This window comes from Methylobacterium sp. D54C, assembly GCF_053345595.1.
On the sequence record NZ_JBKFAK010000001.1, the window covers coordinates 959493 to 984888 of the forward strand.

The 25396-nt window shown below is 69.8% G+C and carries 22 protein-coding genes; 7 read left to right on the plus strand and 15 right to left on the minus strand.

Features of this window, described 5'->3' with window-relative positions; translation table 11 throughout:
- Nucleotides 1-98 precede the first annotated feature (98 nt).
- Nucleotides 99-284 (plus strand): hypothetical protein, encoded by a 186-nt coding sequence (locus ACLBYB_RS04895; protein ID WP_020091379.1) that lies wholly within the window; start codon nucleotides 99-101, stop codon nucleotides 282-284.
- Here the strand turns inward: ACLBYB_RS04895 and ACLBYB_RS04900 are convergent, their stop codons facing one another.
- Complete coding sequence (locus ACLBYB_RS04900) at nucleotides 285-1070, minus strand: RNA methyltransferase (protein WP_447698063.1); 786 nt, start codon at nucleotides 1068-1070, stop codon at nucleotides 285-287. It lies immediately after the preceding gene.
- 206 nt (nucleotides 1071-1276) lie between these two features.
- Here ACLBYB_RS04900 and ACLBYB_RS04905 point away from each other — a divergent pair, with 206 nt between their 5' ends.
- Nucleotides 1277-2491: an NADP-dependent isocitrate dehydrogenase gene (locus ACLBYB_RS04905; protein ID WP_447698064.1), complete on the plus strand. Its 1215-nt coding sequence runs from the start codon at nucleotides 1277-1279 to the stop codon at nucleotides 2489-2491.
- A 78-nt stretch (nucleotides 2492-2569) separates the two neighbouring features.
- Here ACLBYB_RS04905 and ACLBYB_RS04910 read toward each other — a convergent pair whose 3' ends face one another.
- From ACLBYB_RS04910 to ACLBYB_RS04920, 3 genes are all read right to left on the minus strand, one after another.
- Nucleotides 2570-2749 carry a hypothetical protein gene (locus tag ACLBYB_RS04910; protein ID WP_447698065.1) on the minus strand — a complete coding sequence of 60 codons (180 nt, stop codon included), beginning with the start codon at nucleotides 2747-2749 and terminating at the stop codon, nucleotides 2570-2572.
- A 2-nt stretch (nucleotides 2750-2751) separates the two neighbouring features.
- The gene (locus tag ACLBYB_RS04915; protein ID WP_026604656.1) at nucleotides 2752-3375 is read right to left on the minus strand and encodes an acyl-homoserine-lactone synthase; all 624 of its coding nucleotides are present in this window, start codon (nucleotides 3373-3375) and stop codon (nucleotides 2752-2754) included.
- Nucleotides 3376-3550: 175 nt separating this feature from the next.
- Complete coding sequence (locus ACLBYB_RS04920) at nucleotides 3551-4279, minus strand: autoinducer binding domain-containing protein (protein WP_020091374.1); 729 nt, start codon at nucleotides 4277-4279, stop codon at nucleotides 3551-3553.
- Between the two features lie 150 nt (nucleotides 4280-4429).
- On the opposite strand from ACLBYB_RS04920, the gene ACLBYB_RS04925 reads away from it, so the two are divergent.
- Entirely contained in the window at nucleotides 4430-4660 is a 231-nt protein-coding gene (locus ACLBYB_RS04925) for a hypothetical protein (protein ID WP_020091373.1), read from the plus strand.
- A 31-nt stretch (nucleotides 4661-4691) separates the two neighbouring features.
- Here the strand turns inward: ACLBYB_RS04925 and ACLBYB_RS04930 are convergent, their stop codons facing one another.
- Both ACLBYB_RS04930 and ACLBYB_RS04935 read right to left on the minus strand, forming a co-directional pair.
- On the minus strand, nucleotides 4692-5129 hold the full coding sequence (locus ACLBYB_RS04930; protein ID WP_020091372.1) for a DUF3429 domain-containing protein: 438 nt from the start codon (nucleotides 5127-5129) through the stop codon (nucleotides 4692-4694).
- A 138-nt stretch (nucleotides 5130-5267) separates the two neighbouring features.
- Entirely contained in the window at nucleotides 5268-8537 is a 3270-nt protein-coding gene (locus ACLBYB_RS04935) for a hypothetical protein (RefSeq protein ID WP_447698066.1), read from the minus strand.
- 301 nt (nucleotides 8538-8838) lie between these two features.
- Here ACLBYB_RS04935 and ACLBYB_RS04940 point away from each other — a divergent pair, with 301 nt between their 5' ends.
- On the plus strand, nucleotides 8839-10626 hold the full coding sequence (locus ACLBYB_RS04940) for an acyl-CoA dehydrogenase C-terminal domain-containing protein (RefSeq protein WP_447698067.1): 1788 nt from the start codon (nucleotides 8839-8841) through the stop codon (nucleotides 10624-10626).
- A gap of 128 nt (nucleotides 10627-10754) precedes the next feature.
- Here the strand turns inward: ACLBYB_RS04940 and ACLBYB_RS04945 are convergent, their stop codons facing one another.
- From ACLBYB_RS04945 to ACLBYB_RS04955, 3 genes are all read right to left on the minus strand, one after another.
- Nucleotides 10755-12035, minus strand: coding sequence for an O-acetylhomoserine aminocarboxypropyltransferase (locus tag ACLBYB_RS04945; protein WP_020091369.1), 1281 nt, complete (start codon nucleotides 12033-12035; stop codon nucleotides 10755-10757).
- A gap of 101 nt (nucleotides 12036-12136) precedes the next feature.
- Complete coding sequence (locus ACLBYB_RS04950) at nucleotides 12137-12352, minus strand: hypothetical protein (protein ID WP_056522126.1); 216 nt, start codon at nucleotides 12350-12352, stop codon at nucleotides 12137-12139.
- Nucleotides 12353-12386: 34 nt separating this feature from the next.
- The gene (locus ACLBYB_RS04955; RefSeq protein ID WP_020091367.1) at nucleotides 12387-12629 is read right to left on the minus strand and encodes a hypothetical protein; all 243 of its coding nucleotides are present in this window, start codon (nucleotides 12627-12629) and stop codon (nucleotides 12387-12389) included.
- Nucleotides 12630-12819: 190 nt separating this feature from the next.
- Here ACLBYB_RS04955 and ACLBYB_RS04960 point away from each other — a divergent pair, with 190 nt between their 5' ends.
- The 3 genes from ACLBYB_RS04960 (at nucleotide 12820) to ACLBYB_RS04970 (ending at nucleotide 16832) form a co-directional block, all read left to right on the plus strand.
- A complete protein-coding gene (locus ACLBYB_RS04960) occupies nucleotides 12820-13020 on the plus strand; it encodes a hypothetical protein (RefSeq protein ID WP_056522129.1) in 201 nt (66 codons plus the stop codon).
- Nucleotides 13021-13308: 288 nt separating this feature from the next.
- The gene (locus ACLBYB_RS04965; protein ID WP_447698068.1) at nucleotides 13309-15147 is read left to right on the plus strand and encodes an ATP-binding protein; all 1839 of its coding nucleotides are present in this window, start codon (nucleotides 13309-13311) and stop codon (nucleotides 15145-15147) included.
- Nucleotides 15144-16832: a putative bifunctional diguanylate cyclase/phosphodiesterase gene (locus ACLBYB_RS04970; protein ID WP_447698069.1), complete on the plus strand. Its 1689-nt coding sequence runs from the start codon at nucleotides 15144-15146 to the stop codon at nucleotides 16830-16832. The genes ACLBYB_RS04965 and ACLBYB_RS04970 overlap by 4 nt, the downstream gene beginning before the upstream one ends.
- A 27-nt stretch (nucleotides 16833-16859) precedes the next feature.
- Here the strand turns inward: ACLBYB_RS04970 and ACLBYB_RS04975 are convergent, their stop codons facing one another.
- From ACLBYB_RS04975 to ACLBYB_RS05000, 6 genes are all read right to left on the minus strand, one after another.
- Complete coding sequence (locus ACLBYB_RS04975; RefSeq protein ID WP_447698070.1) at nucleotides 16860-18734, minus strand: Hint domain-containing protein; 1875 nt, start codon at nucleotides 18732-18734, stop codon at nucleotides 16860-16862.
- A gap of 756 nt (nucleotides 18735-19490) precedes the next feature.
- A complete protein-coding gene (locus ACLBYB_RS04980) occupies nucleotides 19491-21392 on the minus strand; it encodes a TRAP transporter large permease (protein WP_447698071.1) in 1902 nt (633 codons plus the stop codon).
- Nucleotides 21393-21404: 12 nt separating this feature from the next.
- Entirely contained in the window at nucleotides 21405-22421 is a 1017-nt protein-coding gene (locus ACLBYB_RS04985) for a TRAP transporter substrate-binding protein (protein ID WP_447698072.1), read from the minus strand.
- Between the two features lie 303 nt (nucleotides 22422-22724).
- Complete coding sequence (locus ACLBYB_RS04990) at nucleotides 22725-23747, minus strand: transketolase family protein (protein ID WP_447680261.1); 1023 nt, start codon at nucleotides 23745-23747, stop codon at nucleotides 22725-22727.
- Nucleotides 23744-24595 (minus strand): transketolase, encoded by an 852-nt coding sequence (locus ACLBYB_RS04995; protein WP_447698073.1) that lies wholly within the window; start codon nucleotides 24593-24595, stop codon nucleotides 23744-23746. The genes ACLBYB_RS04990 and ACLBYB_RS04995 overlap by 4 nt, the downstream gene beginning before the upstream one ends.
- 13 nt (nucleotides 24596-24608) lie before the next feature.
- On the minus strand, nucleotides 24609-25358 hold the full coding sequence (locus tag ACLBYB_RS05000) for an SDR family NAD(P)-dependent oxidoreductase (RefSeq protein ID WP_447698074.1): 750 nt from the start codon (nucleotides 25356-25358) through the stop codon (nucleotides 24609-24611).
- Nucleotides 25359-25396: the final 38 nt, after the last annotated feature.

Genomic DNA, 25396 nt, shown 5'->3' on the forward strand with positions numbered 1-25396 from the left:
GCGGCCGCTCGGCCAATCGCCGACTCCATGCCCGATTGCGCCGCGGAACGGAACCGCACGGCCCAGCTGCGCTTTCGTTCTGCAACGGAGGATTGCCCATGGCCGAGGCGAGGAACCCGAGCGAGACCGAGGTCGCCGCGACGCCCGACGCGGTGGCCGGACGCGCCAAGGTCGAGGCGCGCATGGCGCAGTGCACCCCCGAGGAGCAGACGGCGTTCTGGGAGGCGGTCGGCCGCTGCTTCGGCGGCGGCAAGCCCCCGGAGATGAAGCCGGCCTCCGGCTGATCAGCCGCCCTTCCGCGCCAGGGCCCGCAGCGCCCCGCGAAACGTCCGCACATCCTGCTCGGTCAGGCTCATGCGGTGGAGCATGTCGCGCATGTTGCGGGCGATGATCTCCTTCTTCTCCGGCGGGTAGAAGCCGGCCCCGTCGAGCGCCGCCTCCAGGCTTCCGAACAGCGCGATGAGCGCCTCGCGGGTCGCCGGCGGCGACAGGAGTTCGCCCGTGAAGGGCAGGCGCGCCCGGCCGCTCGCCTGCCGCCACGCGTAGCCGACCAGCAGCACCGCCTGGGCGAGGTTGAGCGAGGGAAAGTCCGGGGAGACCGGGAAGGTGACGATCGCGTCGGCGAGCGACACCTCGTCGTTGGTGAGGCCGACCCGCTCGCGGCCGAACATCACCGCGGTGCGCTGGCCCTCGCGGGCCGCGAGCTCGCCCATGGCCTCCTCGGGCGCGAAGACCCGCTTCATCTGCCCGCGCTCGCGCGCCGTCGTCGCCAGCACGTACCGGCAGTCGGCGATGGCCTCGGCGACGCTGCCGTAGATCGTGGCCGCGTCCAGGACGTGCGTCGCGCCCGAGGCCGCCTCGCGCACGCCCTTCTTGGGCCAGCCGTTCTTCGGGTTGACGAGGCGCAACTCCGAGAGGCCGAAATTCGCCATGGCACGGGCGGTCATGCCGATGTTCTCGGCGAGTTGCGGCTCGACCAAGATCACCGCGGGGGCGATCCCGGGCGGCAGTTCGGTGACCTTCCTCGGGGAAATCTCGGGGGCGTCGCCCTGTGCGTCTCGGCTCGTCATGGCGGCCGTCTGGCACGGCGGGCCCGCGCCCGTCGAGGGCCGAGTGACGATGCCGCCCGGATGACAGCGCGCGCCTTCCGTCGCCGGAAGGGCCGCGCTATGTCGCGGGGCGATTCCGGCCCGGGGCGCCCGTCAGGCCACTCGGGACAACGACCGCACGGCCCTTGCATGCCGTGCGCGGGGACAACGCGGGAAGGCATCGGTCCATGGCGAAGATCAAGGTAGCGAACCCCGTCGTCGAGCTCGACGGCGACGAGATGACCCGGATCATCTGGGCCGAGATCAAGAACAAGCTTATCCACCCCTATCTCGACGTCGATCTCGAGTATTACGACCTCGGCGTCGAGCACCGCGACGCCACCAACGACAAGGTCACGGTCGACGCCGCCGAGGCGATCAAGCGCCACGGCGTCGGCGTGAAGTGCGCCACCATCACCCCCGACGAGCAGCGGGTGCAGGAATTCGGCCTCAAGGAGATGTGGCGCTCGCCCAACGGCACGATCCGCAACATCCTGGGCGGCGTGATCTTCCGCGAGCCGATCATCTGCAAGAACGTGCCCCGCCTGGTGCCCGGCTGGACCCAGCCCTTCGTGATCGGCCGCCACGCCTACGGCGACCAGTACCGCGCCACGGACTTCAAGGTGCCCGGCAAGGGCCGCCTGACCATCAAGTTCGAGGGCGATGACGGCACGGTCATCGAGAAGGAGGTGTTCAAGTTCCCCGAGGCCGGCGTCGCGATGTCGATGTACAACCTCGACCAGTCGATCATCGACTTCGCCCGCGCCTCGATGAACTACGGCCTCGCGCGCAAGTACCCGGTCTACCTGTCGACCAAGAACACGATCCTCAAGGCCTATGACGGCCGGTTCAAGGACCTGTTCCAGAAGGTCTACGAGGAGGAGTTCGAGTCGAAGTTCAAGCCGCTCGGCATCACCTACGAGCATCGCCTGATCGACGACATGGTGGCCTCCTGCCTGAAGTGGTCGGGCGGCTACGTCTGGGCCTGCAAGAACTACGACGGCGACGTGCAGTCCGACACGGCCGCGCAGGGCTTCGGCTCGCTCGGCCTGATGACCTCCGTGCTGATGACGCCGGACGGCCGGACCGTCGAGGCCGAGGCCGCGCACGGCACCGTCACCCGCCACTACCGCGAGCACCAGAAGGGCCGCGAGACCTCGACCAACTCGATCGCGTCGATCTTCGCCTGGACCCGGGGCCTTTCGCACCGCGCCAAGCTCGACGGCAACGATGATCTGGCGAAGTTCTCCGCCACCCTGGAGAAGGTCTGCGTCGACACGGTCGAGGCCGGCCACATGACCAAGGACCTCGCCCTCCTCGTCGGACCGGACCAGAGGTGGCTCTCGACCACCGGCTTCCTCGACAAGGTCGACCAGAACCTGAAGACCGCGATGGGCGCCTGAGGCTCCAGCCTCGACGCGAAAAGCGGCGGGCGTCCTCCGGGACGCCCGCCGCTTTCACATCCGCGTGCCGCCGGCGCCTCAGGCGCCGCTCGCCTGATCCTGCGGACCCGTCTGGGCGAGGGCCCGGGCGACCTCGAGAAGCAGGAGGTCGATGGCGGCCCGCATCAGCGGATCGCCGACCGAGTCGATGAGTTCGCGAACCTGCAGGCACTGCGCGGCGAGCGCGTCCAGCGCGGTATCCTTGCTGTCGAAGATCATGTTCAGGCCACCAGGTAAGCGGGTTCGGAGACGAGGACCGAGCGACTGTCGCCGCGGACGGCGCGGAGCTTGGCCAGGGTGCGGGCGTCGAACCGGGCGGTCGCGGCCATGATCTCCTCGCCGGCGATCTGGACGGGCAGGCCGAGCGGCTGCGGGCGGAAATGCAGCTGGATGACGTGGATCATGTAGAGGGTCGGCATCTGCAGCAGCAGGCTGTTGACCCCGTGGGCGAGGCCCCACTCCACGATCCCGGTGAGCAGCGCGATCGAGACCGGATTGACGACGCGGCCCTTGGCCCGGTGCGAGCGGGCGACGCCCTGGCGGGTCCATTCCCAGATCTGGGGGCCGACCGGCCGCTCGCCCTCGCAGAGCTGCGGCAGGACGTCCGACAGGAGATGCGGGCGCGTGGTCGGCAGGAGCCGGCTGTAGCCGACGACGGTGTCGTCCTCCATGGCGAGGAAGTGGATCGCGTGCGGCGTGTCGAACTGGTCGATCTCGCGGCCGTCCGGCCTGGCCAGCTCGCTCCAGCCCTTCTCGGCGACGAAGATGTCGTGGCGCAGGCGCCAGGCCTGCTCCATCGCGTCGGCGTAGCGATCCGCGTTGGCGGGGGTGACGATGTGGATCACGAGCAAACCTCACGTTGGTCTGGCGTGAGTTTTCGTCGTTTCACCGGGGGCTGTGTACTACGAGAAACCGTAGGGTCCGCGAGCGCAGCCGGCAGCGGCGCCAAGGACTTGCCGCGGTCCGAACCGCGTTCGCCGATGCCGGGCCACGGAATGTGCGGACCGCGTGGCGCCTGCTCTAGGTTATCAGACCCGCTCGGAGCGCCTGCGCCACGGTGTGGGCGCGGTTGACGGTGTCGAGCTTCGCTCGGGCCGAGCGCAGATGGTAGTCGACGCCGGCGGCGGTGATGCCCATGACGATGCCGATCTCGACGTCGGTCTTGCCCTCCGCCGCCCATTGCAGGGTCTCGCGCTCCCGCGGCGAGAGGCGCACCGGCGCGCGCCCGGCCGGCCGGCTGTTCATCAGCAGCAGTTGACCGACCGCGTAGGTCGCGACGAGATTGAGGGCGACGCGCTCGGCCGGATCGATCTCGATCCGCTCCCCCGAGACGCTGATCCCGCCCGGCTCGCCGTCGAGGGTCACGAACGGGATCGTGATGCCCGCGCGTATGCCGAAATCACCGGCCTCGTTCATGACGCGCCCGGCCGTCGGGGTATCCGGTAGCACGGCGCTCCAGTCGAACGGCGTCGCCGTGGTGCACAGCCGGCGGACCGTGGGGTCGTGGAGGGCGTAGCCCTGCGTCACGTACCGGCGGGCCCAGCCTTCCGGCATGGTGCTCGCGAGCACGAACCCGGCGTGCCGCCGCTTCGGCAGGCCGGGTTCCGGGACGATCCCGGCCATGATGTACGAGACACCGTAGCGGGTGAAGGCGTCGACCAGGAGCCGAGCGATCTCGTCGGGCGAGGCGGCCCGTTCCAGATCGCGCAACACGCTGAAGGTCCTGTCGAGGTGCTTCGAATGCGGCATGCCCTAGCTCGAAATTGATGCACGCACTGCGACAAATGATGAGTCGAACGCAACCTGAGGATGGCATCGCCGCCGCTGAAAGGCTAGGGTAGCCGCGGAAAGCTCTGCCGTTTGAATCGGTCCAGCGGGCGGAGTGCGAGTTTCAACGGTATGACTGACGACGCGACCCCGCCGACGACGCGCTGGCTACTGGAACGGATCGCAGCCACGCTGAATGTCTGTCCGACCTACTTCCTCCAGACGGAGCGGCCCGACGAGACCGCGGCGGACCAGGACGCGCGCGACTGCGCGGAGGTCGCCGCGCTGTTCCAGGCGATCAAGTCGCCGGCGCGGCGCACCGCCGTCCTGAACCTGCTGCGCGAGATGAGCCGCGAGACCTGACGGCGCGTGCCGCACGGCCGCCGCTCCGCGGTCAGGCCGCCACGAGGAGCGCCGCCCCGGCGACGCCCGAGAGGACCAGGCGCAGGCGGCCGAGCCAGAGGGGCGTGAGCCCGCGGCGGGGCAGATCCTGATCGATGAGGCCCCAGGCGAGCACGAGGCCGCCGAGGATGCGCAGGTCCCACGGTGCGGGGGCGGCCATCGCGGCCCAGGCGACCAGGGACGGCACGATGGCCACGAGATAATCGCCGTTGCCGCCATTGCGCGCCGCGGCGGCGCCCCAGCGGATCCCGCCGAGGAACGAGGCGATCACGGCGCCGTAGGCCGACAGGATGGTGCGCGGCGACAGGCCGATGCTGCTCAGGCCGCCGTCCGTGCCCGACACCGCCAGGGCAGCGAAGCCCAGGAACGGGATGAGTCCGGCCACGCCGAGAACGATTGCGCCGATCGGGACAGAGTTCCGGTGCGCCATCCATCCTCCGGGCATCGGCAAGGGTTGGCGACCCGCGCGATCCGACCCCGGTCCGACGCCGCCCTGCCGCAGCGTTCCCGCATCGCGGCGTGGCGGTCAAGGTCGGACCCGCGGCCGGGCCGCGGGCCCGGAGCGGCGTCAGCTCCGGCGCGGCGGCGCCGTGAACGGGACAGCGCCGGGCATCGGCGCGCCGAGGAGGGACATCGGCGCGCTCGCCGGCATCTTCGGCGCGGGCGGCTCGTTGACCGCCGCGTCGATCTTTCGCGGCTTGAAGTTCGCTGCGAGGCTCTTGGCGCTGGCGAGGTCGGCGGGGCTGAGCTTGTTGGCCACGTCGTCGCGCTTCTTGCCGGCATCGTCGTCGCCCTGGCTCGCGGCGGCGGAGAACCACGCGTAGGATTGAATCAGGTCCTGCGTCAGGCCGAGGCCGCGCGCGTAGAGGACGCCGAGATTGTACTGGCTGTCGCGGACGCCGAACTCGGCGCCCTGCCGGAACCACGAGGCCGCGGAGGCGAAATCCGGCTTGCCGTTGGCGGCCGGGTTCTCGGCGTAGAGCACCGCCAGATTGTGCATGGAGCGGGCATGGCCCTGCTCGGCGGCGCGGCCGTACCAGAGCTTCGCCTTGTCGAGGTCGCGGACGACGCCCGAGCCCTTCTCGTAATGGCCCGCGACCTTGTACTGGGCGGGCGCGTAGCCGGCCGCGGCCAGCTTCTCGAAGAGCTTGGCGGCGATCGACAGATCGCGCGGCATGCCGCGGCCATCGGCCTCCCGCGTCGCGAGGTCCCAGATCGACGTGCCGTCACCGTCGAGGGCGGCGAGCTTCACCTTCGCCAGCGCCGGCGGCAGGTTGCCGAACTCGGCCTGCAGGCTGTTCATCCCAGAGACCTGCGGCACCGCCGCCTTGGCGTTGGGCCGGGCGTCCGAGGGAACGGAGTTGGGCAGAGACTGGGTCGTCGTCGGATCAGCCGGCGCCGGCTTCGACTCCGTGCTCTCCTTGGCGGCGTCCTTCGAAGCGTCCTTCGAAGCGTCCTTGGAGACGTCCACACTGTCCTTCTGGACCTCCGCGGCATCGCCGCGGGACGGCGCGACCTGGCTCGTCGGAGCCGCAGGCCGCGGCTCGTCCGTGCCGCGCATGGTGATCGCCTGGAGCGCGCCGAGAGCCAGCACGATGGCCGCGAGGCCGAGCAGCAACGGCCGGCGACGGCGATCGATCTCGGCGCGCAACCGTCCGAGGCGGCCGGTCGCCGCCCCCTGGAGAGCGGCGACCCGGTCACTCCGGGCTTCCCCGCGCTCGGCGGGCGCCTCGGCGGCCAGCTCCGCCTGGGCAGCCTGGGCCGCCCGGCGCGCGGCCGCGATGAAGCTGGTCTTGATGTCGGTCTCGGACTTGGAATCGGCCGCGGATCGCGCGGCGGCGACGTCGCCGAGGCGCTCCTGCACGGCCCGGCGGGCGGAGGGCTCGCGGGCAGCGCGCGGCTCGCGCGGCGGCCGGCCGCTGCCGGGCTCCAGAAGGTCGTCGGCGAGGCGGGATGCCTCGGCATTGTCGCGCCGCGACCTTGCGCGCGCCTCGACGGGCGCGAGGGCCACATCCGGGCTCGTCGACGACATCAGGCGCTCGTCGAGGGACGGCCCCCGCGCCAGGACGGCCTCGGCGGGTCCGAGCCGGACGAGGAGCCGCTCCAGGGCCGACTGAACCCCGTCGAGGGTCGCGCCGAGGCGCTGATCGGAGGCCACCTGCCGGGCCTGCATGTCCGCGAGGCTGGCGCGCAGGAGGCCGATCTCGCCCGACTCGGCGGCACCGAGGCCGGATGTCTGCAGGCTCTGCGCGACCGCGTTACGGGCGGCGCGCTCCACCGCGGCCTCGCTCGGCGCCGATTCCCGGAGCGCCGTGACCTGTCGCAGCAGGTCGCCCATCGTGCGCTCCAGCCCGGCCAGCGCCGGATCGGCGCTGTGCGGCGCGTCGAGGCGGCCGGCCAGCGAGACCACCTGCCGCTCCAGGGCGTCGAGGCCCTCGTGCTCGGACCGGGTGCCGACCTGATCGACCTTGTCGGCGAGGCTGCGGAGCATGGCGTGGATGGAGGCCATGTCGCCCGAGCGGGCCACGTTCACGTCGCCGGTGCGCTCGGACCAGTCGTCCCGCGCGCAGAGCACGTCGACCTTCTCGACGAGTGCCTGGATCTGCTCCGCCAGCGCCGCCGGCGCGGCGATCTTCACGTCGCTGCGGATCTCCTCCAGGATCGGCCGCAGGTCCGGGCCGGCGGCCGTCCGCTGCAGCTGGGCGATCTGCGCGCTCACCGCCTGCAGGCTCTGCGCGAGACCCTGGATGCGCTCCGGGCCGGCGAGCGCGGCGATCTGACGGCGGATCTCCTCGAGTTCGGCGAACAGGCCCGCGAGGGTCCGGTCGTCCGGACCGGCGGCGCCGGTCGCGGCGGCGGTGTCGAGGCGCTCGGCGAGGCGCCGGACGTCCTCCGCGACGCGGCTGTGGACGTTCTCGGCCACCTCCTCGGCGAGGCGCTCGACCTGGGCCCGGACCTGCTCGATCGGCACCGCGATGGCGGTGAGATCGGTTCCCGCCTGGGCGCGCTCGATTCCGCTCGCCAGGGTGACGACGGCCTGCTCGAGGGCGCCGATGTCCCGGCTCGTCGCGAGCTGGTTGATCGCCTCGCGCAGGCGCGTGGTCTCCTCCTGAAGCTCGATCAGGGCGGTCGACGGGGCGACGCCCTCCTCGATCCGCGCCTCCAGGCGGCGGGCGAGGTCCAGGCGCATGCTGGCGACGACGCCGCCATCGGCCGGGGACGCGGCGAGCGCCGGCTCGGCGCCCTGTGCCAGCTCGCGCTGGCGCTGGCGGATGTCCTGGACGGCGCTGCGGATGTCGGCGGCGGCGGGACGCGGGCGACGGCCGGGCGTCCGGGTCGCGGCGACCTGCTCGCCGAGCTGGGACATGCGGCGCTCGATGTCGCCGAGCCGCTCGGTCACCTGCTGGACGGGGGCCGCCTTCAGGGCGCGCTCGATGCGGGCCTCGATCTCCGCGAGGCGGCGCGCCTCGGCATCCTGCGCGGCGCGGCGCTCGTGGTCCAGGGCGCGGTCGAGACCGTCGAGGCGGTCCATCAGAGCGGCGATGCCGTCGCCGTAACCCTCGGCGCGCGGCGCGGTCCCGTGAGCCCGCTGGTCGGGCGAGGCCGGCGGGAGGGCGCGCTCGGCCGAGGCCTCGGGCCGGTTGCCGCCGAGGGCGAGCTGCTCGGCGCGGTGGCGCCGCCGGTGCCGGCGATTTCCCTGACCGGCCGATTGCTGCTGCGGCACCACCGACGCGATCCAGGTCTCGAGCGGGACCCCGGCCCGCGCCGCCACGTCGCGGGCCGCGTCGAGCACCTCGGGATCGAAACTGTCGAGCTGCGGCATCGCGTTGCGGGTCATCGGTGGCCTGTCGTCGGCAGCGTTCGGCGTCCGTTTCCTCGGCGCAGAGCGGGACCGGAATTCGGTATCCACGGACGCACGCGTCGGATCGTTCGAGCGTGACCATTAACTTTCTTGGTAAACACGAAGTTAAGGTTTGATGGGCCCGGTAATGACCGCGACCAACGCGCCGCTGTGGAACGGCCGCGCGTGTCGCGCTCCGGGCGGGCGGAGCCGTTGCTCCGGGAGCGGCGCGGCGTTTACATGCGGCCAACGCGGCGGGCCGTTCCGAGAGGCCCGCACCAGACGGGGGAAGCCAGAGATGCCGCAGTATCGCGCTCCGGTCGAGGATACGCTGTTCTTGCTCACCGACGTCCTCGGCTTCCACGCCCGGGACAACCTGGCGGGCTTCGCCGACGCCTCGTCCGACGTGGTCGAGGCCGTCCTGCGCGAGGGCGCGAAGCTCGCCGAGGAGGTGCTCGCCCCGCTCAACCGCACGGGCGACGTCGAGGGCTGCCGCCGCGAGGCCGACGGGACGGTGCGCACGCCGACCGGCTTCAAGGCCGCCTACGACACCTACGCCAGCGGGGGCTGGATGGGCCTGTCGGTGCCGGAGGCCTATGGCGGCCAGGGCCTACCGCACACCCTGAATACGGCGATCCAGGAATTCGCCTCGGGCGCGAACCTCGCCTTCGGCATGTATCCCGGCCTGACGCAGGGCGCGATGGCGGCGCTGCTGGTCCACGGCTCGGAGGAGCAGAAGGCGCTGTACCTGCCCAAGATGGTCGAGGGCGCCTGGACCGGGACCATGAACCTGACCGAGCCGCATTGCGGCACGGATCTCGGGCTTCTCAAAACCAAGGCCGTTCCGAACGGCGACGGCTCCTACAGCCTCACCGGCACCAAGATCTTCATCTCGGCCGGCGAGCACGACCTTGCCGAGAACATCGTGCACCTCGTCATCGCGCGGATCGAGGGCGCGCCCGCCGGCACAAAGGGCATCTCGCTGTTCGTGGTGCCGAAATTCCTGGTGAACGCCGACGGGTCCCTCGGGGCGCGCAACGGCGTGTCCTGCGGCTCCCTCGAGCACAAGATGGGCATCCACGGCAACGCCACCTGTGTGATGAACTACGACGGGGCTACGGGCTGGCTCGTGGGCCAGGAGAATCGCGGCCTCAACGCCATGTTCGTGATGATGAACGAGGCGCGGCTCGCGGTCGGCGTCCAGGGCCTCGGCCAGTCAGAGGTCGCCTACCAGAACGCCGCCGCCTACGCGAAGGACCGGCTCCAGGGCCGCGCCCTGACCGGCGCCAAGGCGCCCGAGAAGGCCGCCGACCCGATCATCGTCCATCCGGACGTGCGCCGCACGCTGATGCAGATCCGCGCCTTCAACGAGGCGGCCCGGGCCCTCATGCTCTGGACCGCGCTCCAGGCCGATATCCTGCACCGCTCCGAGGATGCCAAGGAGCGGCAGGCCGCCGACGACCATCTCGGCCTGATGACCCCGGTGGTGAAGGGCGTATTCACCGACCGCGGCTTCGCCAACGCGGTCGAGGCCCAGCAGCTCCTTGGCGGCCACGGCTACATCGAGGAATGGGGCATGTCGCAGTTCGTGCGCGATGCCCGCATCGCCATGATCTACGAGGGCGCCAACGGCATCCAGGCCATGGACCTGATCGGCCGCAAGCTGCCGAAGGACGGCGGCCGGGCGATGATGACGTTCCTGGGCGAGGTCCAGACCTTCCTGAAGGACCACGGCGAGGATCCCGCCATGGCGCCGTTCACCAAGCCGCTCCAGGCCGGGCTGAACGACCTCCAGGGTGCCGTGATGTGGCTGATGCAGAACGCGTTTAGCAAGCCCGACAATGCCGGCGCCGGCGCGACCGACTTCATGCACCTCTTCGGCCTCGTGGCCCTCGGCTACATGTGGGCGAAGATCGCAAAGGCCGCCCAGGCCAAGCACGCCGAGGCCCCCTCCCCCCGCTGGGAGTCGAAGCTGACGAGCGGCCGGTTCTTCATGGAGCGGATGCTGCCGGAGACCGCCCTGCGCCTCAACCGGATCAAGGCCGGGGCCGAGAGCACCATGGCGCTGGAGGCGGAGGCGTTCTGAGCAGGCCGCCGGCTGTGCGCCTCGCGCCAGCCGGCGGCTTCTGGTCAGATCGCTGGAAGCACCGCCGTCCTTGCGAGCGGAGCGAAGCAATCCAGGGTTGCTTCACCGCGCTCGCGATCACGCCGGGCTCACGCACCGAGTGCCGCGTCCAGATCCTCGATCAGGTCGGCCGGATCCTCCAGGCCGATCGACAGCCGCACCACGTCGGGTCCCGCGCCCGCGGCGGTCTTCTGCGCGTCGGTGAGCTGGCGGTGGGTCGTCGAGGCCGGGTGAATGATCAGGGAGCGCGTGTCGCCGATATTGGCGAGGTGCGAGAACAGCTGCAGGCTCGACACCAGCTTGACGCCCGCGTCGTAGCCGCCCTTGAGCCCGAAGGTGAAGACGGCCCCCGCGCCGTTCGGCGTGTAGCGCCGGGCGAGCTGATGGTACCGGTCGGTCTCCAGGCCGGGATAGCTGACCCACGACACCGCCGGATGCGTCGACAGGTGCTTGGCCACCGTCAGCGCGTTGTCGGAGTGGCGCTGCATGCGCAGCGGCAGCGTCTCGATCCCGTTCAGGATCAGGAAGGCGTTGAACGGCGACAGCGCCGGTCCGAGATCGCGCAGGCCCAGCACCCGGCAGGCGATGGCGAAGCCGAAATTGCCGAAGGTCTCGGCCAGAACCATGCCGGAATATTCCGGCCGCGGCTGGCTCATCATCGGGTAGCGCGCGTCGCCGGCCCACTGGAAAGAGCCGCCGTCGACGATCAGGCCGCCGATCGAGTTGCCGTGGCCGCCGAGGAACTTGGTTGCCGAGTGCACCACGATGTCGGCGCCGTGCTCGAACGGCCGGATCAGGTACGGCGTTGCCATGGTGTTGTCGACGACGAGCGGGATGTTGTGCTTCTTGGCGATCTGCGACAGCGCCGCCAGATCGGTGATGACGCCGCCGGGATTGGCGATCGATTCGCAGAAGATCGCCTTGGTGCGCGGCGTGATCGCTGCCTCGAAGGAGGCGGGGTCGTCGTTGTCGGCCCAGGCCACCGACCAGCCGAAGTTCTTGTACGAGTGGTTGAACTGGTTGATCGAGCCGCCGTAGAGCTTGTTGGACGCCACGAACTCGTCGCCCGGCTGCATCAGGGCGTGCATGGTCAGGAACTCGGCCGCGTGGCCGGAGGCCACCGCCAGGGCTGCGGTCCCACCTTCGAGCGCGGCGATGCGCTCCTCGAGGACAGCGTTCGTCGGATTGGTGATCCGCGTGTAGATGTTGCCGAAGGCCTGGAGCCCGAACAGCGACGCGGCGTGGTCGACGTCGTCGAACACGAAGCTGGTGGTCTGGTAGATCGGCGTCGCCCGCGCGCCGGTGGCCGCGTCGGGGGCGGCGCCCGCGTGGATCGCCAGCGTGTTGAAGCCGGGCATGCGGTCGGACATCGTCGGGTCTCCTCAGAGCACCCGAGCCTGTACGCACGCCTGGGAGTGCGGCGCAAGACTCGGGCGCGAAGACTCGGGCGCGACCGAGCGCTTCGCAATCCCTAGGCGTCCGGCCGGTGGCCGATGTCGATATGCGGCTGGCCCGCGTCGACCAGGGCACGGTCCACGGCCTCGATGGCGAGCAGGGTCCGGGTCAGGTCCTCGGCCATGGAGATCGGCGCCAGGTCGAGGCCGCCCAGGCGCCGCGCGATGGCGTTCCGCTGGCGGGCCAGGGCGGCGCGCGCCCGGTTCAGATCCTCGATCTCGTCGGCGGTCATCCGCGCTCCTTCTCGTCGGGGTCCCTCGCCGCGCTCAGGCGCCCGGCGTCCAGTCGATGTTCGGGCGCTGGGCCAGCATGCGCTCGAAGTAGTTGGCGACGGCCTGCGCCCCGTCCGTGTGCATCATCGCGACCGGATGCGCGAGGTAGGCGCGGGCAAGATCGACCGGAATCCGGCCGCCCTGGAGCGCGCTCAGCACCTCGTCGATGAAGGCGTCGTTGGCCTCGTTGAAGTCGTTCGACAGCTTCTTGCGGTCGTTGAGGGCCTTGATCGGCATGCAGCATCCTTGTCGCGCGGAGCCGGGTCGCGCCCGGCCGGAGGGCTCGGCCCGAACCGGGCCGCGGTGGGGAAGGTTCCGGCCACGGAACCTGACGGACAGGTCCAACTGGCGTGCGCACCCACACCGCTCGGTAACCTTCCACACACGATCCGTGGAGCGGAGTCCCGCGCTCGAGCGTTTACCGGTCATGACGACCGAAATCACGCGCTCTCATACCGTCGAGATCGTCCCGTGCCTGGACGATCCGCGGTGTTTTCGCTGGATCATCCGCAGCCGCGGCGGCGCGGTCGTGGAGCACTCGCCCTACGCGTTCGTGACGCAGAACGGAGCGCGGATCTCCGGAGAGTGCTGGATGCGCGAGCATTTCGGCGACGGTCAGGTCGCGTAGGCTGCGGCCGCAACCGGCAGGGGCGGGCACGACCTTCCATGTGGATGGTCGCGGGTGTTTCCGCGCCGCGCCGGCATGTCGATGGCAGACGATCCCGCCGGATCATGCGCCGACCGGTCCGCGTCCTCCCGCGTGACCGTCGAGGCGGCATCAAATACAACCTTGACGATGCCCACGAACCGTAAGGCATCGGTTAAGCATTGTTTCGCTGGCCATATTTCTTTGTCAGAAGTTTAATCACGCCCGACCAGTATCGCGCCGATTCTGTTTCTGACCAAGGTGCGAACGATGCTGAGCGGCCACGGAACGGTCCGGCATGACGATGCCGCGTCGCCCATGGGCGCGGTGACGTCCATCGAGGGATCCAAGGTCCATCTCGAACTCATCGTGCAGGGCGGCCGGCCCAGGGTGCGCGTCACCGTCGGCAATCTGGTCCGGATCCGTGCCGGAGAGGCGATCCTCGTCGGCATCGTCACCACGCTGTCCTCGGGCAGCGAGCGCGGGCACCGGCCGGGCGCCTACGCGAGCCTCGACCTGCTCGGCGAGATCGTCGCGGCGCACGGCGCGCACCGCTTCAGCCGCGGCGTGAGCTGCTACCCGGCGATCGGCGACGATGTGGAACTCCTGTCCGCCACCGACCTCCGGATCGTCCATCAGGTCTCGGCGACCGGCACGGCGGCCGTGGGCGCGCTCTACCAGGATCCCGAGACTCCGGCCTGCATCAAGATCGACGACCTGCTCTCCAAGCACTTCGCGGTGCTCGGCGCGACCGGTGTCGGGAAGTCCAGCGGCGTCACCGTCATCCTCGACGAGGTGATGCGGGCGCGACCGTCCGTGCGCGTCTTCCTGCTGGACGTGCACAACGAGTACGCCGCCAGCTTCGGCGACCGCGCGAGCGTCATCAGCCCGCGGACCCTCAAGCTGCCGTTTTGGCTGTTCAACCTCGAGGAGATCGCCGACGTTATCTACGGCGGCCGGCCGGCCGTGGACGAGGAGATCGAGATCCTGGCCGAGGTGATCCCCCTCGCGAAGAGCAAGTACGGGCAGTACAAGGAGGCGAGCGACCGCCAGATCGTCAAGCGGCCCTTCGGCAAGGGCGCCGGCTACACGGTCGACACGCCGGTCCCCTACATGCTGCAGGATCTGCTCGCGCTCATCGACGAGCGGATGGGTCGGCTCGAGAACCGCGTCTCCCGGATGCACTATCACCGGCTGATCACCCGGATCGAGGCGATCCGGAACGATCCCCGGCACGGCTTCATGTTCGACAACGCCAATGTCGGCGGCGACATGATGGGCGAGATCCTGGCGCACCTGTTCCGGCTCGATCCCGACGGGCGGCCGATGACGATCATGCAGCTCGCCGGTCTTCCGATGGAGGTCGTCGACGCCGTCGTGTGCGTGCTGTGCCGCCTCGCCTTCGAGTTCGGCATCTGGAGCGAGGGCGCCGTCCCACTGCTGTTCGTCTGCGAAGAGGCCCACCGCTTCGCCTCGGCCGACCGCTCGGTCGGCTTCACGCCGACGCGCCGCGCTCTGGCGCGGATCGCCCGCGAGGGCCGCAAGCACGGCGTCCATCTCGGCCTGGTCACCCAGCGCCCGGCCGAGCTCGACGCGACGATCATGTCGCAATGCAGCACCCTGTTCGCCATGCGCATGACCAACGCGCGCGACCAGGCCTTCCTGGCCGCGGCCGTGTCGGACGCCGCCAACCTCCTCACCTTCGTGCCGTCGCTGGGGAGAGGCGAGGTCATCGCCTTCGGCGAGGGCGTCCCGATCCCGGCGCGGATGACCTTCCGGCCGCTGCCGTCGGCCCGTCACCCGCGCAACGACGCGAGCGGCAGGGCCGCCGAGGACGACGCGACCGTCGCCGGCGCGGCCTTCGTCGGCGCCGTCGTCGAGCGCTGGCGCGGGGCAACCATGAACAAGGTCGCCGGGTACGACGGCGATCCGGCCGCGGCGGCGCGCCTCGGGCGCGAGGCGGGCTCGGACAGCCCGCACGGCGCCGCCCTCGAGCAGGTGCATCGCCGCCTCCTCCGCCGCCCCCTGGAGGGCGGCGACCAAGCTCAGACCGGCGCCCAGACCGGCGCCCAGACTGCCAAGCCCCTGTGGCAGCAGGGCGGGGCATGAGCGAGCCCGCTTTCCCGGAGCGTCGAACCCTGCTCGAGGCCGCCATCCAGGCGCTACCCGTCGGGGTCGTGGTCCATGACGGCCAGGGTCACTGCGTCCTCGCCAACGCCGCGGCGCGCGCCCTCGGGGACAGGGCCGTCCAGGCGCTTCCCGCCGCGGCGGCCGGCGCCCGGGACGCCGGGACCGTCGAGGCGTTCGACGACCGGATGCTCGAGGTGCGGACGCGGCCGGTCACCGAGGACCGGGACGGTTTCACGCTGACGACCCTGATCGACGTCACGCACCATCACCGGATCCAGCGGGAGCTGATCACCAAGGCCTTCATCGACGCCCTGACCGGCCTGCCCAACCGGACGATGTTCGAGCAGAGCATCGCGGATGTCCTGGCGGGGTCCGCGCCGGGAGACCGGTTCGCCCTGGCCTTCATCGATCTCGACAACTTCAAGCACATCAACGACTACTACAGCCACGCCGCGGGCGATGCCCTGCTGCGCAAGGTGTCCGACCGGATCGGCGGCGCGCTGCGCCCGAGCGACCTCCTGGCGCGGATCGGCGGCGACGAGTTCGTGCTGCTCCTCGCTCCCGTCACCGACGGGGACGCGGCGCTGGCCGCCGTGCGCGCCATCTCGGAGCGCCTGAAGCAGCCGTTCTTCATCGACGGGCACGAGATCTTCGCCTCCGCCTCCATCGGCGTCAGCCTCTTCCCGGAGCACGGCGACAGCTACGAGACCCTCGCCCGGCAGGCCGACAACGCGATGTACCGGGTGAAGGGCGAGCTGAAGGGCGGCGTCAGCGTCTTCGACGACGCGATGCGCCAGGCCGCCACGGCCCGCATGGCCGTGGAGCAGCGCCTCCGGCTGGCGATCCGCGACCGCTGCTTCTGCTGCGCCTTCCAGCCCAAGGTCGACATGCGCTCCCACGCGGTCACGGGCGTCGAGGTGCTCCTGCGCTGGCGCGACGAGGTCGGCATGATCCAGGCGCCCGGCGATTTCATCGCCCTCGCCATCGAGCTCGGGCTGATCAACGAGATCACCCTGCAGCTCCTGGCCGAGACGGTGCGGGCGATGCCCGACATCGACGAGGTTTTCGGACCCGACGTCACCGTGAGCCTCAACATCGCCGCCAAACAGGCCTGCGACGTGCCGTTCATGACCGCCTTCTGCGCGGCGCTCGGCGAGACGGGACTCGCGGAGCGCTTCGTGCTCGAACTGACCGAGGAGGCCTTCTTCACGACGGGCCGCTTCCAGCGCGAGGTCCTGCCAAAGATCCGGGCGATCGGCGCGCGCGTCTCGATCGACGATTTCGGCGTCGGCTACTCGTCCCTCGCGGCCCTAGCGGACATCACCGCGGACGAGTTGAAGATCGATCGCTCGTTCATCACCGACATCGACAAGCGGCCGCGCAGCCAGATCGTCCTGAAGGCGATCGAGTCGCTCGGTGCGGCGCTCGGCATGACGGTCGTTGCCGAGGGCGTCGAGACCTTCGAGGAGGTCGCCTACCTGCTCGGCGCCACGCAGATCCGCTGCGCCCAGGGCTACTACTTCGCGCGCCCGCTGCTGCTCGACCAGATCCGGCAGGCCGAGCCGCCGCGCATGGCCGGGTCGCGCGGTCCGGCCGCGCGCGGCCGCGCGTCGGACCTGCGCGCGTCGGACCTCCGCGCGTCCAGCCTGATGCGGCGCGCCTGACGTCCGCCGCGCGGCCGCGGTGGCGCGTCAGGCGGCCAGCAGGGGCCGCCACACGCCCGCCGCGTCCGCGGCCATGGCGCAGATGACCGCCTCGTCGATCGAGCGGCGCACCTCGACCACGTGCGGCACACCGGGAGCGAGGGGCGCCTCGACGCCGAGGTCGAATCCGTGCCGACCGTCGCCCACGCCCGCCGCCGCGATGTCGGCGCGGTACTCCGCCGCCACCGTCACCGCCACGATCGTCCCGTCGACCACGATGTCCAGGCATACGGGGGCGTCGGGCTGCGCGGCGTCTTGGGCCCAGCCGGCCACGCGCAGCGCGCCGTCCGCGCGCAGCGCGCAGCGATCCAGCCACGCCCGCACCGCGCCCGGACGCGACGTCGCGCCGGCCCGACGGATCAGCCGCCTGCGCAGGGCGGCGAGCTGGGGACCGAGCGCGGTGCGCGGCGCGTAGGCCTGCGGACCGATCGCGCTGTCGTCCGGATCGCGGCCGTCGAAGAGCCGCCGGAGGCCGGGAGCGGGCAGGAAGCTCTCGGCCGGCGCGCCCTCCGCCAGCAACAGGTCGTGGCTGTCGAGCTCGACATGCCAGTAGGTGAGATCGATCACGCGCTCACCGCGGGTGATGCTGGTTCCGTTGACGAGGTGGCCGGCGGCGACGAACAGCCCGTCCAGCCAGACGGCGTGGTCCGGCGAGACGAGCAGATCGCGGGCGGGGACGCCATCGTCGAGCGCGCCGGCCCGGATGCGCACAGGCCGCTCGGTCGGCGGAGCCGACGATCCGGGATAGGTGCGGCGACCGATCCACCGGATCGGCCGATGCAGGCCTGCGGCCGTGACGACCCTGTCGCCCACCGCGAGCCGCTCGACAGCGACGTCGCCGCGGTCGGTCCTGATGGACGTGCCGGTGCAGTAGCACGGGGCGTTTCCCGGCGCCGCGGTCCCTTGAGGCGTCCCCGAGGACGATTGAGAAGATCCATTCGACCCGTTGGCGCCCGATGCAGGCGCCGTCGAACCGGAGTTCGACCCGGTCGCGCCCGGCTGCGCTCCGGCCGCGCCGGCGCCCGACCGGAGACCGGCCGTCGCCCCGTACAGGCCCGGATCCCGGCCATCCGGCGACGACACGCGGTCCTGCGGCACCGCGACCGCGTTGGGGTTGTTCGAGTAGACGCGGATATAGTCGATGCTCGAGCTGAAGCGGGTGCCCGTCGTCGCCGTGCTCTGCACGGCCAGGTTGGCCAGCAGATACATGGGGCTGTGCAGGTCGGACGGCGTCGCCTGCGAACCGACGAGCTGACCGTCCACGTAGAAGCTGATGCGATCGGCCTGCCAGTTCATGCCGTAGGTGTGATACCCGTTGGGATTGGGCATCTCGCTGTAGACTTGGCGGGTCTGCTGCCAGGTCGTTCCGGGCGGCTGCGGGTCGGTCGTGTGGATCGTGCTGTAGACGCCGCGGTCGTTGTTTCCGTAATGCTCGACGACGTCGAGTTCCTGGTGCCCGTTGGCGCTGCTCGACTGCGGGCTCTGCTGATTCGGCAGCAGCCAGAAGGCGTCCCAGGCATCGGGATTGTTGGAGAAATCCGCGCGGATCTCGAAGTAGCCGTAAGTCTGCGAGAAGTTGCCCTGCGTACTGATGAGGCCGGACTGCCAGCTGCCCGGATAGCCGGACGCGCTCGTCCCGGGCGGCGCCGCCGTGATCGTCAGGACACCGTTCTGGACGCTGAAGGGATCGTAACCGGACCCGGAATCGAGGAACGAGGACCGGCCGAAGCCGATGTCGGAGTTGGCGTCGTACCGCCACTCGGCGCGAATATCGCGGTAGGTCGTCCCGACGCCGTTCTGCGAGATGCTGCGCGCGTTGAACTCGTCGTCGTAGGTCAGGCGATAGCCCGTCAGATCAAGCATCGACGCCGTCTCATCACCGTTCTGGTTCGCCGGACGTGGCGCGCTGTCAAATCAAGATTGCCAACAAGCAATCCGCGAATAGTTAATAATGTCCTGCAGGTCGCGCGGACGAAGTGAGCATCGGCTGCGACAGGCCATCGCCTGAACGCCCGCCGGTCGCGTCGCGCCATCGAGCAGGGAAAGACGACACGGTTAAGGCTGACTAACCGTATCGGGCACGTGGCGCAAATCAGTCACGGCGCCGCGCGGCTGCGGCCGTACTGGCTGACGGTCAATCGAGGCGCCGCACGGAACGGCCGTGACGGGCTGGAGGGCCGGTGACGGCGGGGCCTCTACCGCGTCATCGCGGCCAGCGGATCGGAACGCTGGGTGATGCTCGACCGGATGCTCGGACGTCGCCGCGCGATGAGCCTCGGGTCCGCCCCTGCTGTCGCCGCAGAAGCTGTTCAGGCAGGCGATCGGTGCCGGCCCTCAAGGCATTGCAGCCCCGATCTTCCGGGCCAGAACGCGCGTGCAATGGAAGGAGCCGGCGCAGTCGCACGCGATCGCGGGGGCAAGCGGCGATCCGATCCAGCACGTGGCCTTGTCCTGGGCGACCGATGAGCGACAGGCCGCGCTCGCCGCCCTCTTCGGTCGGGCCGTGCGGCCTCGCGGGTCGGCGGCACCTCCCAGGATGCGCTGATCGGACCGTCCCCCGACGAGGAAGCGGCTGCATTCCGTTGGATGCAGCCGCTTCCTGGATCGCGTTGCAGCGCCTCAGAGGAACCCGATCGAGAACCAGGGGACGAGGATGATGGCGAGCAGCCCGACCAGCAGGGCCAGGATGTAGCCGACGATCGGGCGCATCCCGGCGTCAGGGTTGATCCGGCTGATGGCGCAGGCCGCGTAGTAGCCGACGCCGAAGGGCGGGGCGAACAGGCCGATGCCCATGGCGAGGATCACCACCATCGAGTAGTGCACCTCGTGCACGCCCACCGCCCGGGCGATCGGGAACAGCAGCGGCCCGAACAGCACGATCGCCGGTATGCCCTCCAGCACCGAGCCCAGGATGATGAAGGCGAAGGCCGAGACGAACAGGAACCCGAGCGCGCCGCCCGGGAGACTCTTCATCACCTCGGCGAGCGTCTCCGAGAAGCCCGACTGCGTCAGCGCCCAGGCCATCCCGGTGGCCGCACCGATGATCAGCAGGATCGCCCCCGACAGGGTCGCGGTGGTCACCAGCATCGGGTAGAGCCGCCGCCACTCGAACTGGCGGTAGATCAGCAGGCCGGCCAGCGCCGCGTAGACGATGCCGATGGTCGAGACCTCGGTGGCAGTGGCGATGCCCTCGACCACGGCGAAGCGGATCACGAAGGGCAGCGCCAGCGCCGGGATCGCCACCAGGAAGGCGCGGCCGATGACCCGGCCGGACGGCCGGGCGACGTGGCTCAGGTCCTCGCGGCGGTAGCGCCACCAGACCAGCGCGCACAGCGTCGCGGCGAGGACGAGGCCCGGCATCAGGCCGCCGGTGAACAGCGCGGTGATCGACACGCCGGTGACCGAGCCGATGGTGATCAGCACGATCGAGGGCGGGATCGTCTCGGTCTGCGCGCCGGTGGTGGCGAGCAGGGCCACGAGGTCGCCTTCCTTGGCGCCGCGGGCCTTCATCTCGGGGAACAGCACGGGGGCGACGGCGGCCATGTCGGCGGCCTTGGAGCCGGAGATGCCCGAGACGAGGTACATGGCCCCGACCAGCACGTAGTGCAGGCCGCCGCGGACGTGTCCCAGCAGCGAGGCCAGGAAGCCGACCATGGCTTTCGCCATGCCGGTCATCTCGATTAGCAGGCCGAGGAACACGAACAGCGGCACGGCGAGCAGGATGAGGTGGCTCATGCCCTCGTCCATGCGACCGACCACCACCATCGACGGGGCGTTGGTGGTCAGCGTGATGTAGGCGAAGGTCGACAGGCCGAACGCGAAGGCGATCGGCACGCCGGAGAAGACCAGCGCGCCGACGCCGACGACGAAGAACAGCAGCAGGTTGAGGTTGCCCAGCCCCGCCAGCCAAGGCTGGAGGGCGGCGAGCCCACCCGCGACCGCAATGCCGAGCACCAGCGCGCCGGCCGTCATCCGCCAATCGGCCGTTTCGAAGAGGCGGATGACGGCGACCAGCAGCATCAGGCCGAGGCCGATCGGCAAGGCAGCGGCGCGCCACGCATTGTTGAGATCGAGGGCCGGCGTCTGGACGTAGATTTCCTCGGCCGCGAACTCGTAGGCGGGGTGCAGGACGAGGCTCACGAAGATCAGGCCGGCCACCAGCGCGACTGTTTCCAGAAAGGCGCGGGTGCGGGGTCCGGTCATGGCGACGATCGCCGTCATGCGCATGTGCTCGGCGCGGCGGAAGGCGACCACGGCGCCCAGCATGGCGAGCCACAGGAACAGGATGCCGGCGAGTTCGTCCGACCAGACGAGCGGCTCATGGAAGACGTAGCGGCTCACGACGCCGGCGAGCAGCACACCGATCTCGGCCAGCACCAGCAGAGCGGCCGGGATCTCGACGAGATGACCGAGGAACCGATCGGCGGTCCCGAGCCATGGGTGACCGCTCAGCGGGGGCCCGTGCAGGCCGTGACTGGGCGTTGCCTCGACAGAGGCGGCGGCGGCGATATCGACGTGCATAACACCCCACCCTCAACCGAGCTTGCCGGATACGGCTTCGAGGTGGCTCCAGCCGACTTCACCGAACTTCGCCTTCCAGTCCTTGTAGAAACTCGTCTTGGCGAGAGCGGCACGGAAAGGCTCTCGGTCGACATCGATGAACCTGATCCCTTTCTCTGACAGGGTCGTGCGCAGAGAGTCGCTGAGCCTGGCCACGTCCGCACGCTGATCCTGACCCGAGCGGTCGAACTCCCTGGTCACGATCGCGCGCAGGTCCTCGGGCAGCTTCTGCCAAGCGCGCTTGTTTCCGAGGATCCAGTAGCCGTCCCAGACGTGGCCGGTCAGGCTGCAGGACTTCTGCACCTCGTAGAGGCGCGTGGTGGCGATGATCGGCAGCGGGTTCTCTTCGCCCTCCACGACCTTGGTTTGGAGCGCCGAGTACAGCTCGTTGAAATTGATGGGCGCGGCCCCGGCGTCGAGGGCCTTGAAGAGCGAGGTAAGCATCGGTGCTTGGGGCACGCGAATCTTAAAGCCATTCAGATCCTCGGGCGTCCTGATCTCACGGGTCGATGAGGTGATCTGACGGAAGCCGTTGTCCCAGCTCTTGCAGATGGTCGTGATCGGCGTCTTGGCGATCTCGGCGCGGACATAGTCGCCGAGCGCCCCGTCCATGGCCTTCCAGACGGCATCGTAATCCTTGAAGGCGAAGCCGGTGTTGGGCAGGCTGGACGCCGGCACGAAGGTCGACAGGATCGAGTGTGAGAGGTTGAAGAACTCGACCGAGCCGTTCCGCACCTGCGACAGCAGGTCGGTGTCCGAGCCGAGTTGATTGGCCGGGAACAACTTGATGTCGACGCGCCCGCTCGTCGTCTCGCGGATCCGGTCGCACGCTTCCTGCGCCCGGACGTTGACCGGATGGGTCGGGTCCTGGCCGGTGGCGAGCTTGTAGCCGAATTCGGCGGCCTCGCCCCGGCGCGTGATGATGCCGAAGATCGGGACAGCCGCGGCGCCGGCAAGAAGTGTCCGACGGCTTATGTTGAATGTGCTCACGATTTCACTCCCTGATGATGCTCGGTGGCGCGATCCCGCCTGCTACGGTCCTTGAGATCGCCGGCCTCTGCCCATGCGCGCAGGTCGCCCTTTTGCTGAGCGTTTTTATTGTTTTGATCGAATATTGAATTCGATAATTGTTTTCAGGCGCGCATCATCGCTCAGAGCGCGCGATGCGACCGAATGAATAGAGAAATCATTCTACGGCACAGCATGATCGCGGACGCGGAGATCCGCGATCATCTCAATTCAGCTCAGTTATGGGTGCGAGCAGTCGCTTGTCGGCGCGAGCGACGGCTGCGCCTACAGCCAACCGCGGATGCTTCGAGCCATCGCCTCGGTCGAGATGCCGTAGCGTTCGTGAAGGGTCGGCAGCGCTCCGGCGTCGAGGAACTCGTCCGGCAGGCCGACTTGACGGAAGCCGCGCTCCGGCAGGGTACCGTCGCGCATCAACAATCCCGCCACGGCCTCGCCGAGGCCGCCGACCACCGAGTGGTTCTCGGCGACGACCACGAGGCGCCCACCGCGACGGGCCTCGGCCAGGATCGTCGCCGCGTCGAGCGGCTTGATCGTCGGCACGTGCAGCACCGCCACGTCGACCCGATCCTCGCGCAGGGCCTCGGCCACCTCCAGGGCGCGCATCGTCATCAGGCCCGACGAGATCACCAGCACGTCGCGGCCATCGCGGATCGTCTTGGCCTTGCCCCACTCGAACCGATAGCCGTACTCGTCGAGCACCAGCGGGACGTTGCCGCGCAGCAGCCGCAGGTAGACCGGGCCCTGGTGGGCGACCATCGCCGGGACCATCTGCTCGATCTCGTGCGCGTCGCACGGGTCGAGGATCGTCATGTTCGGCATGCCGCGGAAGATCGCGACATCCTCGGTCGCCTGATGGCTGGGCCCGTAGCCGGTGGTCAGGCCGGGCAGCGCGCAGGCGATCTTGACGTTGAGGTTCTCCTCCGCGATCGCGAGGCAGATGAAGTCGTAGGCGCGCCGCGCCGCGAACACCGCGTAGGTGGTGGCGACCGAGACGAACCCCTCGCGGGCGAGGCCAGCGGCCGCGCTCATCAGGAGCTGCTCGGCCATCCCCATCTGGTAGAACCGGTCCGGATGGGCCTGCGCGAAGATGTGCAGGTCCGTGTACTTGGCCAGATCCGCCGAGAGGCCGACGATGTCGGGCCGGGTCTTGGCGAGCTCCACGAGGGCGTGGCCGAACGGGGCGGGCTTCGTGCGCTGCCCCGGGGCGGCCAGCGAGGCGATCATCGCCGAGGTCTTGGCGCCGCCGCCGACGCGCGGCGCGGGCCTCTCATATTTCGAGCGTCTCACTGCACCCTCCCCTCGTCCAGGATCTCCAGCGCCTGCGTCCACTCGGCCGGCTCGACCCGCAGGAAGTGGTTGCGCTCGCGCTCCTCGAGGAACGGCACGCCCTTGGCCATCTTCGTGTCGCAGATGATCACCCGGGGTTCGGGACCAGGATGGTGCCGGGCGGCATCGAAGGCCTTCACGAGCGCGTCGATATCGTTGCCGTCGACCCGCTGAACGAACCAGTTGAACGCCTCGAACTTCGGCGCCAGCGGCTCGAAGTTGAGAACCCCGTGCGAGGGGCCGTCCGCCTGCATGCCGTTCACGTCGACGATGCCGATCAGGTTGTCGAGCTTGAACGAGCCGGCCGACATGGCGGCCTCCCAGGTCGAGCCCTCGTCGAGCTCGCCGTCGGAGAATAGGTTGTAGACGAAGCTCTTCGCGTTCTTCCGCTTGAGCCCAAGCGCCATGCCGACCGCGATCCCGAGCCCGTGGCCGAGCGACCCGCCGGTGATCTCCATGCCGGGCGTGTAGGCGGCCATGCCGGACATCGGCAGGCGGCTGTCGTCGCCGCCGTAGCTCGTCAGCTCGTCCTCCGGGATGATCCCGGCCTCGATCAGCGCCGCGTAGAGCGCGATGGCGTAGTGGCCGATGGAGAGGCAGAAGCGGTCGCGGCCCTCCCATTCCGGATCCTCCGGACGGTAGGTCATCGCGTGGAAGTAGCTCACCGCCAGCACATCGGAGATGCCGAGCGCCTGGGCGATGTAGCCCTGGCCCTGGACCTCGCCCATCAGCAGGGCGTGGCGGCGGATATTGTAGGCCCGGTCGGCCAGCGAGATGTTCGAACCCTCGTGGGGCCGTTCGGTTGACATGAGGTCCTCCCTCTCAGTGGATCAGCATTCCGCCGTTCACGTCGATCACCGAGCCGGTGATGTACGCGGACAGGTCGGAGGCCAGGAACAGGCAGGCATTGGCGATGTCGTCGGCGACGCCGAGGCGGCCGAGCGGGATGCCCTTGGCGATCTCGACCTTGAGCTCGGGGGTGAGCTTGTCGCCGGTGATGTCGGTCTGGATCAGACCGGGAGTGACGGAATTGACCCGGATGCTGTCAGCGCCCAGCTCGCGAGCCATGGCCTTCTGCAGGCCGAGGACGCCGGCCTTCGCCGCGGAATAGTGCGGGCCGCCGAAAATGCCGCCGCCGCGCTGAGCCGAGACCGACGACATGCAGACGATCGAGCCGGATTTCTGCTTCCGCATCTGCGGGACCACGGCCTGGCTCATGTAGAGCGTGCCGCGCAGGTTGACGTCGGTGACCGCGTCATAGTTCTCCGGCCCCACATCCATCAGCTTGAGCGGCTGGGTGATGCCGGCGTTGTTGATCAGCACGTCGATCGAGCCGAGGCGGGCGATCGTCTCATCGGCGGCAGCTTGGCATGCACCCCGGTCGGTGACGTTGCAGGCGAGGCCGAGATGACCGTCACCGAGATCGCGGGCGGCCGCCTCGGCCTGGCCGGCGTCTAGGTCGAGGATGACGACGCGGGCGCCCTGCTTCGCGAAGAGCCGCGCGGTGGCCTTGCCGATGCCGCGGGCGGAGGCCGCCCCGGTGATCACGCAGACCTTGTTCTCGAGAAGCATGTAGACCCTCCCTGCAAACCGGCCGAACCCGGCTTCTT

Bases quoted from the DNA above. Each gene is read 5' to 3' on its own strand.
- ACLBYB_RS04975 (WP_447698070.1), bottom strand. From the start codon at position 18,734: ATGCTTGATCTGACGGGCTATCGCCTGACCTACGACGACGAGTTCAAC.
- ACLBYB_RS04935 (WP_447698066.1), bottom strand. From the start codon at position 8,537: ATGACCCGCAACGCGATGCCGCAGCTCGACAGTTTCGATCCCGAGGTG.
- ACLBYB_RS04970 (WP_447698069.1), top strand. From the start codon at position 15,144: ATGAGCGAGCCCGCTTTCCCGGAGCGTCGAACCCTGCTCGAGGCCGCC.
- ACLBYB_RS04940 (WP_447698067.1), top strand. From the start codon at position 8,839: ATGCCGCAGTATCGCGCTCCGGTCGAGGATACGCTGTTCTTGCTCACC.
- ACLBYB_RS04955 (WP_020091367.1), bottom strand. From the start codon at position 12,629: ATGCCGATCAAGGCCCTCAACGACCGCAAGAAGCTGTCGAACGACTTC.
- ACLBYB_RS04920 (WP_020091374.1), bottom strand. From the start codon at position 4,279: ATGCCGCATTCGAAGCACCTCGACAGGACCTTCAGCGTGTTGCGCGAT.
- ACLBYB_RS04965 (WP_447698068.1), top strand. From the start codon at position 13,309: ATGCTGAGCGGCCACGGAACGGTCCGGCATGACGATGCCGCGTCGCCC.
- ACLBYB_RS04910 (WP_447698065.1), bottom strand. From the start codon at position 2,749: ATGATCTTCGACAGCAAGGATACCGCGCTGGACGCGCTCGCCGCGCAG.
- ACLBYB_RS04895 (WP_020091379.1), top strand. From the start codon at position 99: ATGGCCGAGGCGAGGAACCCGAGCGAGACCGAGGTCGCCGCGACGCCC.
- ACLBYB_RS04995 (WP_447698073.1), bottom strand. From the start codon at position 24,595: ATGTCAACCGAACGGCCCCACGAGGGTTCGAACATCTCGCTGGCCGAC.
- ACLBYB_RS04960 (WP_056522129.1), top strand. From the start codon at position 12,820: ATGACGACCGAAATCACGCGCTCTCATACCGTCGAGATCGTCCCGTGC.
- ACLBYB_RS04980 (WP_447698071.1), bottom strand. From the start codon at position 21,392: ATGCACGTCGATATCGCCGCCGCCGCCTCTGTCGAGGCAACGCCCAGT.
- ACLBYB_RS04905 (WP_447698064.1), top strand. From the start codon at position 1,277: ATGGCGAAGATCAAGGTAGCGAACCCCGTCGTCGAGCTCGACGGCGAC.
- ACLBYB_RS04945 (WP_020091369.1), bottom strand. From the start codon at position 12,035: ATGTCCGACCGCATGCCCGGCTTCAACACGCTGGCGATCCACGCGGGC.
- ACLBYB_RS04930 (WP_020091372.1), bottom strand. From the start codon at position 5,129: ATGGCGCACCGGAACTCTGTCCCGATCGGCGCAATCGTTCTCGGCGTG.
- ACLBYB_RS05000 (WP_447698074.1), bottom strand. From the start codon at position 25,358: ATGCTTCTCGAGAACAAGGTCTGCGTGATCACCGGGGCGGCCTCCGCC.
- ACLBYB_RS04900 (WP_447698063.1), bottom strand. From the start codon at position 1,070: ATGACGAGCCGAGACGCACAGGGCGACGCCCCCGAGATTTCCCCGAGG.
- ACLBYB_RS04950 (WP_056522126.1), bottom strand. From the start codon at position 12,352: ATGACCGCCGACGAGATCGAGGATCTGAACCGGGCGCGCGCCGCCCTG.
- ACLBYB_RS04925 (WP_020091373.1), top strand. From the start codon at position 4,430: ATGACTGACGACGCGACCCCGCCGACGACGCGCTGGCTACTGGAACGG.